Source organism: Pseudomonas sp. SORT22 (assembly GCF_018417635.1).
GTDB lineage: Bacteria > Pseudomonadota > Gammaproteobacteria > Pseudomonadales > Pseudomonadaceae > Aquipseudomonas.
The window spans coordinates 2,425,069-2,437,353 of the sequence record NZ_CP071007.1; the positions used below are offsets into that span (position 1 = coordinate 2,425,069).

11 protein-coding genes are annotated in these 12,285 nt (G+C 63.1%); 7 read left to right on the plus strand and 4 right to left on the minus strand.

Translation table 11 applies throughout. The features are described from left to right. Positions 1-17: 17 nt before the first annotated feature. The 6 genes from JYG36_RS11335 to JYG36_RS11360 all read left to right on the plus strand — a co-directional run bounded on the left by JYG36_RS11335 (position 18) and on the right by JYG36_RS11360 (position 8,085). The gene (locus JYG36_RS11335) at positions 18-497 is read left to right on the plus strand and encodes a DUF1842 domain-containing protein (protein ID WP_195884491.1); all 480 of its coding nucleotides are present in this window, start codon (positions 18-20) and stop codon (positions 495-497) included. 233 nt (positions 498-730) lie between these two features. After that, positions 731-2,935, plus strand: a complete 2,205-nt coding sequence (locus JYG36_RS11340) for an OsmC domain/YcaO domain-containing protein (RefSeq protein WP_213603982.1) — start codon at positions 731-733, stop codon at positions 2,933-2,935. A 164-nt stretch (positions 2,936-3,099) separates the two neighbouring features. Further along, positions 3,100-3,912 (plus strand): class I SAM-dependent methyltransferase, encoded by an 813-nt coding sequence (locus JYG36_RS11345; RefSeq protein ID WP_045194159.1) that lies wholly within the window; start codon positions 3,100-3,102, stop codon positions 3,910-3,912. Positions 3,913-4,072: 160 nt separating this feature from the next. Further along, positions 4,073-4,576 (plus strand): sigma-70 family RNA polymerase sigma factor, encoded by a 504-nt coding sequence (locus JYG36_RS11350; RefSeq protein ID WP_045194157.1) that lies wholly within the window; start codon positions 4,073-4,075, stop codon positions 4,574-4,576. Then, a complete protein-coding gene (locus tag JYG36_RS11355) occupies positions 4,573-5,541 on the plus strand; it encodes a DUF4880 domain-containing protein (protein WP_213603984.1) in 969 nt (322 codons plus the stop codon). Before JYG36_RS11350 ends, JYG36_RS11355 begins: the two co-directional genes overlap by 4 nt. A gap of 108 nt (positions 5,542-5,649) precedes the next feature. Further along, positions 5,650-8,085, plus strand: a complete 2,436-nt coding sequence (locus tag JYG36_RS11360) for a TonB-dependent siderophore receptor (RefSeq protein WP_093381437.1) — start codon at positions 5,650-5,652, stop codon at positions 8,083-8,085. Here the strand turns inward: JYG36_RS11360 and JYG36_RS11365 are convergent. The 3 genes from JYG36_RS11365 to JYG36_RS11375 all read right to left on the minus strand — a co-directional run bounded on the left by JYG36_RS11365 (position 8,073) and on the right by JYG36_RS11375 (position 11,291). Beyond that, on the minus strand, positions 8,073-8,585 hold the full coding sequence (locus JYG36_RS11365) for a hypothetical protein (RefSeq protein ID WP_249744424.1): 513 nt from the start codon (positions 8,583-8,585) through the stop codon (positions 8,073-8,075). The two genes, JYG36_RS11360 and JYG36_RS11365, sit on opposite strands and share 13 nt — an antisense overlap. Before the next feature lie 11 nt (positions 8,586-8,596). After that, positions 8,597-9,535, minus strand: a complete 939-nt coding sequence (locus JYG36_RS11370; RefSeq protein WP_213603986.1) for a YncE family protein — start codon at positions 9,533-9,535, stop codon at positions 8,597-8,599. A 169-nt stretch (positions 9,536-9,704) separates the two neighbouring features. Continuing rightward, the gene (locus tag JYG36_RS11375) at positions 9,705-11,291 is read right to left on the minus strand and encodes a hypothetical protein (RefSeq protein WP_213603988.1); all 1,587 of its coding nucleotides are present in this window, start codon (positions 11,289-11,291) and stop codon (positions 9,705-9,707) included. Between the two features lie 199 nt (positions 11,292-11,490). On the opposite strand from JYG36_RS11375, the gene JYG36_RS11380 reads away from it, so the two are divergent. After that, positions 11,491-11,862 (plus strand): avidin-fold protein, encoded by a 372-nt coding sequence (locus JYG36_RS11380; protein WP_213603991.1) that lies wholly within the window; start codon positions 11,491-11,493, stop codon positions 11,860-11,862. On the opposite strand, the gene JYG36_RS11385 is transcribed toward JYG36_RS11380, so the two are convergent. Beyond that, positions 11,859-12,245 carry a hypothetical protein gene (locus JYG36_RS11385; protein ID WP_123566267.1) on the minus strand — a complete coding sequence of 129 codons (387 nt, stop codon included), beginning with the start codon at positions 12,243-12,245 and terminating at the stop codon, positions 11,859-11,861. The two genes, JYG36_RS11380 and JYG36_RS11385, sit on opposite strands and share 4 nt — an antisense overlap. Positions 12,246-12,285 lie beyond the last annotated feature (40 nt).

Below are 12,285 nucleotides of genomic sequence, written 5' to 3' on the forward strand. Positions count from 1 at the left end.
AGACAAGGAGTCGTACCATGCCCGCAATCGGACTGTTCCACACCCGTCTCAACGTACGCACCGGCCTGCTCGGCGCCCCCGTGCTGACCCTCGATCTGTTGGTCAACACCGTGCACAAGAAGATCACCGGCGTGGCCAGCATCTTTGCTGCCACCTACCCGCCGCTGAACTTCCATGCCGATGTCTGGGGGGATTACTCGGACCTCAAGCTCGGCCTCAAAGGTGAGGGCCATATTGTTATCAACCTCACCGGCAGCCCCAGCGGCCCGTTCAGTACCCTGGAGCAGACTTTCCATCTGCACGCAATCCTTGATGCCAAGTGGGCCAGCGGCACCGCCAGCTATCGCTACCTGCGCCTGGATGGCGGCGGCTGGCAAGTGGTAGCGCATGCCAACGTACGCCAGGCGCCGACCGAGACTCACCAGAGCCAGAAGGACGTCAGCGAACGTAGCCGCAGCCGCCTGCAGGCGGCGATTGGTCAGCTGGAAAGCGCGTAAAGGCGCGTGACAAGAGGGCAGCCCGGTAGCCCGGGCTGCTTATCGACTGCATCCAGGCGCTGCCAAACAAGGCTGCATCGGCGACAACGCTGACGATGGCTGCCGATTCAGCAGGGCGATGACTTTGAGTGCTTCGTGGCGGGTTTGCCCGAGTAATTGCGTCAGGCACAAGACTTCCCGGCGAAAACCCGGATAATGGCGGCCAAATCGTTTTGCTCGTATGGTATTCCCGCATGGAAATCAAGGTTAACTTTCTCGACAACCTTCGACTTGAAGCCAAGTTCGATGACTTCACGGTGGTGGCCGATCAACCGATCCGCTACAAGGGCGATGGCTCGGCACCGGGGCCGTTCGATTACTTCCTGGCTTCGTCGGCCCTGTGCGCGGCGTACTTCGTCAAGCTGTACTGCCAGACCCGCGATATCCCCACCGATAACATCCGCCTGTCGCAAAACAACATTGTCGACCCGGAGAACCGCTACAAGCAGATCTTCAAGATCCAGGTCGAGTTGCCGGCCGATATCAGCGAGAAAGACCGCCAGGGCATCCTGCGTTCCATTGACCGCTGCACGGTGAAAAAGGTTGTGCAGACCGGCCCCGACTTCGTCATCGAAGAAGTGGAAAACCTCGACGCCAACGCCCAGGCGCTGCTGATGCTCGACCCGTCCTCGGACACCAGCACCTTCATCGCCGGCAAGGACCTGCCACTGGAGCAGACCATCGCCAACATGTCGGGGATTCTCGCCGGCCTCGGGATGAAGATCGAGATCGCCTCGTGGCGCAACATCGTGCCCAATGTCTGGTCGCTGCACATTCGCGATGCGCAGTCGCCGATGTGCTTCACCAACGGCAAGGGCGCCACCAAAGAGGGCGCGCTGGCCTCGGCGCTGGGCGAGTTCATCGAGCGGCTCAACTGCAACTTCTTCTACAACGATCAGTTCTGGGGCGAAGACATCGCCAACGCCGAATTCGTCCATTACCCCGACGAGCGCTGGTTCAAGCCAGGCCGTAAAGATGCGCTGCCGGCGGAGATCCTCGACGAATACTGCCGCGAGATTTACAACCCCGATGGCGAGCTGTGCGGCTCGCACCTGTACGACACCAACTCGGGCAATATCGAGCGTGGTATCTGCTCGCTGCCGTTTGTGCGCCAGTCCGACGGCGAGGTGGTGTACTTCCCCTCCAACCTGATCGAGAACCTGTACCTGAGCAACGGCATGAGCGCCGGCAACACCCTGGCCGAGGCCCAGGTGCAATGCCTGTCGGAGATCTTCGAGCGCGCGGTCAAGCGTGAAATCCTCGAAGGCGAGCTGGCCCTGCCGGACGTACCGCAGGAGGTGCTGGCCAAGTACCCGGGCATTCTCGCCGGTATCCAGGGCCTGGAAGAGCAGGGTTTCCCGGTGCTGGTCAAGGACGCCTCGCTCGGCGGCGCCTTCCCGGTGATGTGCGTGACCTTGATGAACCCGCGCACTGGCGGCGTGTTCGCCTCGTTCGGCGCCCACCCAAGCTTTGAAGTGGCGCTGGAGCGCAGCCTCACCGAGCTGCTGCAGGGCCGCAGTTTCGAAGGCCTCAACGACCTGCCGCAGCCCACCTTCGAAAGCCACGCGGTGACCGAGCCGAACAACTTTGTCGAGCACTTCATCGACTCCAGCGGTGTGGTCTCGTGGCGCTTCTTCAGCGCCAAGGCCGACTTCGAGTTCGTCGAATGGGACTTCTCTGCCGAGGGTGAAAACGCCAACGCCGAAGAAGCCGCGGCGCTGTTCGGCATCCTCGAAGACATGGGCAAAGAGGTGTACATGGCGGTGTACCAGCACCTGGGTGCCACCGCCTGCCGCATCCTGGTGCCGGATTACTCGGAAATCTACCCGGTGGACGACCTGATCTGGGACAACACCAACAAGGCGCTGTTCTTCCGTGAGGACATCCTCAACCTGCACCGCCTGGATGACGAGCAACTGCAGTCGCTGGTCGAGCGCCTGGAAGAAAGCGAGCTTGATGATTACACCGACATCACCACTCTGATCGGCGTCGAGTTCGACGACAACACCGCCTGGGGCCAGCTGACCATCCTCGAACTGAAGCTGCTGATCCACCTGGCCCTGCAGCAGTTCGAGCCGGCCAAGGAGCTGGTCGAAACCTTCCTGCAGTTCAACGACAACACCGTCGAGCGCGGCCTGTTCTACCAGGCGGTGAACGTGGTGCTCGAAGTGGCCATGGACGACGAGCTGGAGCTGGCCGATTACGAAGCCAACTTCCGCCGTATGTTTGGCAACCCGCGCATGGACGCGGTGCTCGGCTCGGTGGACGGCAGCGTGCGCTTCCATGGCCTGACGCCGACCAGCATGAAGCTCGAAGGCCTAGACCGTCACCAGCGTCTGATCGACAGCTACAAGAAACTGCACGCGGCGCGGGCCAAAGTGGCCAATTTGTCGCGCTAAAAGGCGCCAGCAAAAACAGCACCTTCGGGTGCTGTTTTGGTTTATGCGCACAGGTTATAGCCATGTAGCCAACCGGTCTTGCCGCTCAAACGCTGGCGCTTGCCGCAGGCGGGGGTTGGCGTTTAGCTGAGCGTTCGTGTGAACAACCTCATCAGGTGCAGACCATGAGCACACCCCTGGATTTGCATGCGTTAAAGGCGCGCCAGCAGGCGGCGTGGGCCAGCGGCGACTACGCGGTGATTGGCACCACCTTGCAACTGGTTGGCGAGCGCCTGGCCGAAGCCTGCGACCTGCGCTGGGACGAAAAGGTCCTGGATGTCGCCGCCGGCAACGGCAATGTCACCCTGGCCGCCGCCCGCCGTGGCTGTCAGGTGACCTCCACCGACTACGTGCCCGAACTGCTCAAGCGCGGCGAGGAGCGCGCCCGGGCCGAGCACCTCAACGTGGCCTTCCAAGTGGCCGATGTCGAAGCCTTGCCGTTTGCCGATGGCGCCTTCGACGCCGTGGTCTCGACCTTTGGCGTGATGTTCGCCCCCGACCAGGCGCAGGCGGCCAGGGAACTGGGTCGCGTATGTCGTTCGGGCGGGCGCATCGGCCTGGCCAACTGGACCCCGCAAGGTTTTATCGGGCAGATGTTCAAGACCCTCGGCCGTCACGTGCCGCCACCGGCCGGTGCACAACCGCCGTCGCGCTGGGGCGATGAAGAGCAGTTGCACAATTTGTTCGGCGACGACATCGGTGCGATCAAGGTCAGCCGCGAACACTTCAACTTTCGCTATCGTTCGCCGGCGCACTTCATCGACGTATTCAGAACCTGGTACGGGCCGGTGCACAAGGCGTTTGCCTCGCTCGACAGCGACCAGGCCCGCGCGCTGGAAAGCGACTTGACCCAACTGCTGAACGACAACAACGTGGCGGGAGGTGCATCGCTGGTGGTGCCGAGCGAGTACCTTGAGGTGGTCATCAGCCGCCGCTGAAATCATCGCGGGTCCTGCGCGCAAGCTGTGGGAGCGGGCCTTGCCCCGCGAAACGGTCGGTTGTGTTGTTTCATGGTCGAGCAAAGCAAAACCAGTAGTAGTAAATGAATGAGAAGTATTACCATGCACGGCTTTCCTTAGCTGCCAGGAGATCCCGTCCATGCCCCCGTCCAGCCCTCACGATGTTGGCGCGCTGTATCTGCAGCATCACAGCTGGGTGGTGGCGATGCTGCGGCGCAAGCTGGGCAATCGCGAGCAGGCGCTGGACCTGGCCCAGGACACCTTCGTAAAGCTTCTGCGCAGCGAGGTGCCGCCACTGCTGCGCGAGCCGCGGGCGTACCTTGGCACCATCGCCAGCCGCCTGTGCCTGCAGCATTTTCGCCGCCAGGCGCTCGAACGTGCCTACCTGCAAAGCCTGGCTCAGCTTGAGCCGCAGCATCAGCCGTCGGAAGAAACCCGGGTGCTGGTGCTCGAGGCGCTGGACGCCGTCGGCCAGGTGCTCGATGGCCTGGCCAGCCGGGTGCGGGAGGTGTTTTTGCTGTCCCAGCTCGATGGCCTGACCTACCCGCAGATCGCCGAGCGCCTGGGCCTGAGCGTCAATGTCGTGCAGAAGGCCATGCTCAAGGCCTATCGGCATTGCTACGCTGCCGTGCACGGCGAATGAAGCCGATGCCCGCAGCCGAGCCGCGCCTTGACCCGCACGTTCTGGAACAGGCGATGCTGTGGATGGTGCGCCTGCAATCGGGGGTGAGCTGCGATGCCGAGCAACTCGCCTGCCAGCGCTGGCGCCAGGAAAGCGCGGCCCATGAACTGGCCTGGCAGCGGCTCAGTGGTATCGGCCAAGGCCTGCGAGAAGGCACCTGCGGTTTGTCGGCGGCGGGCGCGCGCAGCCTGCTTGAGGCGCGTTCGCTGCCTTCGCGCAGGGCAGTCCTCAAGAGCCTGGTCGCCGGTGGCGTACTGATCGCCAGTGGCTACGGGGTACAGCAGCGCAGTGTGCTGCCGGGCCTGTTCAGCGATTACGCCACTGCCACCGGCGAGCGCCGCAACTGGACCCTGGCCTCGGGGCTGGCGCTGCAACTGGATACCCGTAGCGCCCTGGACAGTGATTTGCTCGATGGCGTCCGGGTGCTGACTTTGAACCGTGGGCGGGTATTGCTGGAGGTGGGGCAGGGCACCAGCGTCAGCCTGCGCACGGGCGAGGCCCGGGTACGGCCAGCGGCACTGTCGCGCCTGGTGGTCAGCCGGCAACCCAGCGCGACGCTGGTGCAGATGCTCAAGGGCACCGTGCAGGTCGAGCATGGGCAGGACTCAGGCTTGACCCTGCAGGCCGGCTGGCAACAGCTTTACAGCAGCACCCGGGCCGGGCCGTTGCTGCCACTGGCAGCGGGCGCGCAGGCCTGGACCCAGGGCCTGCTGGTGGCGCAGCGCATGCCGCTGGCCGAACTGCTGGCCGAGCTCGACCGCTACCGCCCCGGCGTGCTGCGTTGTGATCCGCAGGTTGCCGGGCTGCAGGTCAGCGGCTCGTTCTCCCTCGATCAACCCGATGCCAGCCTTGAGCTGATCACCCAGGTGTTGCCGGTTCGCGTGCAGCGGCTGCTGGGTTACTGGGCCAGCGTTGTCCCGGCCTGAAATAATGTTCATTGGCGTTGGCAGGTTTTCTTGCTTCGCGCATCAAGACAAGGGAAAGCGCTGAACAGCCAGCGCCATGCCCACCTCTGCTCTCCAAGGACTGTCTCGATGCGTTGTCGCCTTACCCCCCTTGCCACTGCCGTTCGCGCCCTGATGCTGGGTGTTACCCTGGTCACCTTCAACCCAACCGTAATGGCTGCCCAGGCGAGCGCGGAGCAGGCCGGTGTGCGCAGTTATGACATCGCCCCGGGGAGCCTGGACAGCGTGCTCGGCCAGTTTGGCCAGCAGGCCGGGGTGATGGTCGCGGTGGACTCGCAGGTGTCCAACGGCCTGCACAGCCCCGGGCTGCGCGGCCAGTTCGCCGTCGACCAGGCACTGGCGCAAGTGCTGGCCGGCACCGGCCTGCAACCTGTGGTCATGGGCCAGGGACGTTACCGGTTGATACCCCGCGCCGCGGATGCCGGTGCCCTTGAGCTGGGAGCGACCAGTGTCAGCGCCGCCGGCCTGGGCGCCACCACCGAAGGCACGGGCTCCTACACCAGCGGCTCGACCAGCACGGCAACCAAGATGAACCTGTCGATCCGCGAAACACCGCAATCGATCAGTGTCGTTACCCGCCAGCGCATGGACGACCAGCAGCTGCGCAACATGTCCGATGTGCTCAACCAGACCCCCGGCGTGACCATGTCCCAGGACGGCGGCGAGCGCTTCAACATCTACTCGCGCGGCAGTGCCATCAACACCTATCAGTTCGACGGCGTCACCACCTACCAGGAAAACCAGACCCGCACCATGCCCAGCACCCTGCTGGACATGGCCATCTACGACCGGGTAGAGGTGGTGCGCGGTGCCACCGGGCTGATGACCGGGGCGGGCGACCCCAGCGGCGTGGTCAACGTGATCCGCAAGCGCCCGACCCGCGAGTTTCAGGGTTATGTGCAAGGCGGCATCGGGTCGTGGGATTTCAAGCGCCTGGAAGCAGACGTCTCCGGTCCGCTGACCCCGACCGGCAACCTGCGTGGGCGCATGGTGGCGGCCAAGCAGCTCAACGACACGTTCATGGACTGGTACCAGCAGGACCGCGACATTCTTTACACAGCGCTCGAAGCCGACCTCAGCGACACCACCCTGGTGCGCCTGAGCATCGACCACCAGCGCTACCGGCCCACCGGCGGCCAGGGGGTGCCGATCCTGTTCAGCAACGGCCAGCCAACGGATTTCTCCCGTGATGCCAGTTCCGGCGCGCGCTGGGCGTCAGATCGCTTCGACACCAACAACTACAGCCTGGCGCTCGAACAGCAGCTGGCCAACGACTGGCAGTTGAAGGTCGCGGGTACCTTCATGGATGTCGATCGCGACACCCGTAGCGGCTCCTACCAGAGCTCCACCGGTATGTCGTACATCACCCCCGAGGGCAATGCCACCATCAGCCAGGGCTGGTCCGAAGCCACCCAGCACCAGAAAGCCGTCGATGCCACCTTGCAGGGGCCATTCGAGCTGTTCGGGCAAACCCATGAACTGATCGTCGGCGCCAACTACCTCGACTACGTCAACCACCACTACGCCACCAGCGGGCGTTCGGCCATCGTCGACTTCAATACCTGGAACAACGAACTGCCCAAGCCCGACAAGGACAGCTTCGCCCCGGCGCTGGACTACGACGTCGACACCCGCCAGAGCGGCTACTTCGTCGCCGGGCGCTTCAACCTCAGCGACAGCCTGCACCTGATCCTCGGCGCCCGGGCCAGCAACTACCGCTATCACTACTATTCCAAGAGCCTGGCTTCCGGTTACGTGCTGGACTACAGCATGACCGAACGCGGCGAAGTCACGCCCTACGCCGGGGTGGTCTATGACCTGACGCCCGAGCAGTCGATCTATGTCAGCTACACCGATATCTTCAAGCCACAGTCGAGCCAGGACCGCAGCGGCAAGGTGCTGGAGCCGGTGGTCGGCAAAAACTATGAACTGGGCTGGAAGGGCGAGTTCTACGACGGCCGCCTCAACGCCAACGTCGCCGCCTACGTGATCAAGCGCGATAACGTCGCCGAGCTGGATGCCGGCTACACCGTGCCGGGCACCGACCAGGACGCCTACCGCGCGGTCAGCGGGGCCAAGACCAAGGGCGTTGACCTGGAACTGGCCGGTGAGCTCGCCCCGGGCTGGGAGCTGCAAGCGGGCTTTAGCCACTCGCGCACCGAAGACGCCGAAGGCCAGCGCCTGACCAGCCAGCTGCCGCTGGACACTTTCCGGTTGTGGACCACCTACCAGTTACCCGGCCAATGGCAGCGCCTGACCCTCGGCGGCGGCGCCAGCTGGAACTCCAGCAACTCGCTGTACTTCAGCCGCTACAACAGTCGCGTCAGCCAGGATGACTACGCGGTGTTCAACCTGATGGCGCGCTACCGGCTCAGCGATCATCTTTCTACCACCCTCAACCTCAACAACTTGCTGGACGAGAAGTACTACGCCGGGTTTTCCGGCAGCTACGGGCACTACGGGCCGCCGCGCAATGTGATGATGAATGTGCGTTACGACTTCTGAGGTTTGCAGTCGCAATGGATCTGCATGCTCTCTGTTTCGTTTCGATGGATGTCAAAGCCGCATTGTTTCAATGCGTCTTTGACCCTGTCGATAATCACCAGGTAGTGCGCTGCGCGTGCGCGCTGGCGAGTCAGCGAGGTAAAGACGCCAAAGGGCAGAAAGCGCAGCCTTTTTCCCTTTAACACAATGGAGACATCGACATGTGAGCCATCCACGTCATGTCCATTGGCGCCAAATATCTCGCCGACTTCATCCTTGCGACCGGGGTAGCAGGCGCAGAACACCTTGATGCCCAGCCAGCGTGAGAGTGTTCTGAACGAACCCAGATGGCTGTTTTTGTTTTCATACCCACGCACCAGCAACAGCTCAATGTCGGGTGGCAGCGTTGATTGGGCCTCAATCAATTTATGGAAAGTTTCTTCATCGATGGCTACTTCAGAGGACGGCCAGCGCGGGGATACTCGTATCCCGTGGCGCTCTCCCTTTGGCAATACAAGCATGCTGGGCGTTCTCAAATGGGGCTATCCGGGGAGAGGGGGCTGGTCAGATCAAGCACATCGACGACTGCACCGCTGAAAAAGTCCACGACCTCCAGACGGTGGGTCAGCAATTGATCGCCAAACCAGTCAGCGGCGAGCCGGCCGGGTGGGCCTTTGTGGCGTACAACCGTGGTTTCGATCTGGCCGCTGTCAGCCGCAAGGATGATGTCTTCACCCCAATTCGAACGCTGCGTCGCCGAGATCGGCAGGCACAGGTGAGTAGCGGATTCATTGAACAGGATTGTCCCGGCGCCTACCTGACCATATTCGTCGATGTCCCTGGACCACAATGTCGCGCCGTTGCGATCGCAGCACAGCAGGCGGTTGTTTTCACCGGTGACAAACAGGTATTGACCATCACGGGAAAAGCGCAGGCTTCTGACCTTGGCGTCCAGCACCAGGGTGATCTTGTTGATCTCGCCACTGGCGCAATCAACCGTCAGCACACTGTTGCTGGCCCGCTCATCGGGTGCCCAGAGTTTGCCTTGCACGGGGTCGATGCAACCAAACCGGGCATCGACATTACGGGCGATCGGTTCGCTGCATTCGCCGCTGTCCAGGTCGATGACCACCGGGCGCTTTTTATCGTTGCCGACCCCGACCAGCGCGTACCGGCCGCTGGGGTCCAGGTGCGACCAGTACGCCAGGAACCTGTCGGTTTCATGCAGCGCCGTGCGATCTTCAAGAAAGCTCAGGCGCGAGCGACTGGCGCCACGCACCACCCGCCAATCGGTGCCTTGCAGGGCCATGCGCCGGCCATCGTGGGAGATGTCGCAAACCCTGTCGTCGGCCTGGGTACCGACGGGGTGGGTCAATGCACCGGTGTCCGGATCGTACTGGGTCAGGCAGGCGGGGCGAATACTGTCGCTTTTATCGAAGAACACCAGGCGGCGGGGTACATCAATGTACATTGCAACTCCGAAGGCCATTGGGCAAAGAGGCGCAAGGATAAAGCGTGTGCCGGCTGTATGGCGAGCGCTGTGCACTCGATCGCGGGTCGAGCCCGCTCCCACTGGTCCGGGGTGCACAGATCCATTGTGGGAGCCGGTTTTGCCGGCGATGAGGCCAGTAATGTCACGGCTATTGCTGGGGATCCTGCGGGCGGATCAGCGCCGGATCGGACTGCAACTGCCACTGGCTGCGTTGCGACTGCAGCTGTGCCTCCAGGATCGATACGCCGCGGTCACGCTGGGAGATGCGCTCGCGTTCGAACAGGTCAGTGAGCAGGCCAAGCAGGTTGCGTGATTCGGAGACCGACGCCGGTGTGCTCACGTCGCTTTGCAGCACGCCATCGGCGTAAGAGCGCACACGTTCATTGCGACTGGCCTGTTGGCTGACGCTGGCTTCGACCAGGCTGTTTTTGTCGTAGCGCAAGCGCGTGCTGGTGCTCGATTGGTCGCTGATCTCGTGGTAACGGTAGTTCTGCGTCGCCAGGGCGTCGACCAGCGCCATCTGCGGGTTGAGGCTGGTGTGGTAGGCGGCCGACAGGTTCGCTTGCTGATCCTGTTGCACCGCGCGGTTCGCCGGCGATGCACCACTGATCGTGGTTGACTGGGACACTTTGTAGTCGAAGCGATCCAGCTCGGTGGGGCGCAGCGGGTTGGGCTGCTGGCTGGTCTGGCTGATCGAGGCGCTGAAGTCGGCCAGGCCACTGAGCAGGGCGGTGTCTTTGGCTGCCAGCAGCGGGATGCTGCCGGTCGCTGGCCTGGCGATATCGTCGGCGCTGTTGAGCTGAACGAAGGCGTCCTTGAGCAGGCCCACCAGGTTCTCGTCGCCTTTGCCGCGGCTCTGCGCCGCATCGAACTGGCTCAGGTAATTACTGATCGCCGCCTGGCGCTGGGCGCTTTTACCCAGCAGCGAAGTGTCGCGGGTATCGAGGTTCAGTTGTACGTTACCGGCCGGGCCCTGCAGGCTGAGCTTGCGTGCGCTGTCATCCAGGGTCAGGTCGAACGTCAGCTGCTGGCCATTTACCGTGTCCAGCTTGGCGTTCATCTGCAGCGCGCTGAACAGGGTCGAGTCGAGCGTGGCCAGCTTGCCCAGTTGCAGGCGTGGTGGTTGCTCGCTCAGGCCGTTGATGGCGCCCTGGAAACTTTCGGCCAGCGACGCCAGGCCCTTGAGCTCATCGCTGCTGAGCTGGCCGCCCTGTACTTCGGCGCTGACCGCCAGGCCTTGCTCATTGCTGGCCAGGGACAGGTTCACGGTGGCACCGGAAGCGGTGGTCAAGCTCAGGTTTACCGCATTGGCCGGGTGCTGGCGCAGGTTGTTGCTCTGCACCTTGAGTGCTTCGGCGCTTGGCTGGGCGCCGTCGGCGAAGGCGAACACCGATTGCGTAAACGACTGGCCGCCGTTGGCTACCAGTTGATTTACCAAGGCTGCGCCGAGCCCGTGGAAGCGCGAACCGATAGCGCTGGCCTGAACACCCACCATCATGTTCATGCTCAGCTTGTTCAGGTTGTCGTTTTCCAGCACATAGCGCAACGGCACCGCGAGGGTCCCGCGCGACGAATAAGTCGCTGCATCTTCGCTACGAGGGCTTTGGCCCAGGTTGACGGAGGTACTGGGCGGCGTCGCGAGCTGATCGGTGCGACTGCTGACAGCGTTGGCCGGTGTCGCCTGGGGGGCGGCGTATGCAGGGGCAATGCGCAGTCCTGCGTTGATTGGGTTCATGGTCGGTACCCGTGGTTTCCATACGTGTTCAGGGATATCGGCGGTGGATTTCAAAGCTTTAGTGTGCAGGGGCCGGCCTGCCCCGGGATGCGACCAACGCGCTGCCGTCGGCGTGCGCCAAGACCAGCACTTTGCGGCGCAGTGGGTTAGGATCAGCGCACGCTGCACTGCAGTCTCTGAACCCAAGGACGACACCTCAATGCACAGCCACTTCGCTCACATCAGCGAGCGTTTGCACAATCGCCGCTTCGCCGTCGCCAACAATGCCCAAGGGCTCTCCGGCACAGGTACGCTGTTCCACTATCAGGTTGAAGGTACTGCCATTTCGAGCACCTACCAGGGCGGCCGGATTCGTGTGGGGCATCAAGTCGGACGTGCCACGGGCGCCGATACCATCGAGTTGCTGTTTCACTGCCTGACCACCGAGGGCGAGCTGCTGTCCGGCTGGTCGCGTGGCACGATAGGCGTTGACGATGCCGGGCGGACCACGCTGAGTTTCGTCTGGGGCTGGTTGTCGGGGGCGAGCGGGGGCGGGGAGTCGAGCTACGTCGAGGTCGCCGAGCAGCCCTAACGACGATAGTAGCGGCGGTCGTCCTCGTAACGGTAACGCATGGCCCGGTCATGGTGGCGCTCCCAATAACGATGGCGCTCGGCCTCGCGTCGGGCTTGCTCCCTGCGCCATTGTTCTCTGCGCCAGTTTTCCCGGCGCCAATCATCCCTGCGGTCGTGCCAGCGGTGGTCATCGCGGTAGCGGTCGTCATGGGCCAGCAATGGCCCAGGCTGTTGCTCGGTCATGCTCGCCAGGCTCGGCCAGGGGCTTGGTGCAGGTTGCACAGCGCGGGCTTCGGGGGCCAGCAGCGGGGTGGACGTCTTCATCTGAGTGGCTGATGCCGAGCCCGCTGCCGCGAGTGCGAACAGGGCAGCGAGCAGCATCCGTGGGGCATGGAGTTTCATGAGCGAAGACAACCTCTGAATGACGATTGAACGTATCCCA

Excerpts from the sequence above, each read along its gene's own strand:
- JYG36_RS11335 (WP_195884491.1), top strand. The coding sequence starts at position 18 with ATGCCCGCAATCGGACTGTTCCACACCCGTCTCAACGTACGCACCGGC.
- JYG36_RS11360 (WP_093381437.1), top strand. The coding sequence starts at position 5,650 with ATGCGTTGTCGCCTTACCCCCCTTGCCACTGCCGTTCGCGCCCTGATG.
- JYG36_RS11355 (WP_213603984.1), top strand. The coding sequence starts at position 4,573 with ATGAAGCCGATGCCCGCAGCCGAGCCGCGCCTTGACCCGCACGTTCTG.
- JYG36_RS11350 (WP_045194157.1), top strand. The coding sequence starts at position 4,073 with ATGCCCCCGTCCAGCCCTCACGATGTTGGCGCGCTGTATCTGCAGCAT.
- JYG36_RS11375 (WP_213603988.1), bottom strand. The coding sequence starts at position 11,291 with ATGAACCCAATCAACGCAGGACTGCGCATTGCCCCTGCATACGCCGCC.
- JYG36_RS11370 (WP_213603986.1), bottom strand. The coding sequence starts at position 9,535 with ATGTACATTGATGTACCCCGCCGCCTGGTGTTCTTCGATAAAAGCGAC.
- JYG36_RS11385 (WP_123566267.1), bottom strand. The coding sequence starts at position 12,245 with ATGAAACTCCATGCCCCACGGATGCTGCTCGCTGCCCTGTTCGCACTC.
- JYG36_RS11345 (WP_045194159.1), top strand. The coding sequence starts at position 3,100 with ATGAGCACACCCCTGGATTTGCATGCGTTAAAGGCGCGCCAGCAGGCG.
- JYG36_RS11380 (WP_213603991.1), top strand. The coding sequence starts at position 11,491 with ATGCACAGCCACTTCGCTCACATCAGCGAGCGTTTGCACAATCGCCGC.
- JYG36_RS11340 (WP_213603982.1), top strand. The coding sequence starts at position 731 with ATGGAAATCAAGGTTAACTTTCTCGACAACCTTCGACTTGAAGCCAAG.
- JYG36_RS11365 (WP_249744424.1), bottom strand. The coding sequence starts at position 8,585 with ATGCTTGTATTGCCAAAGGGAGAGCGCCACGGGATACGAGTATCCCCG.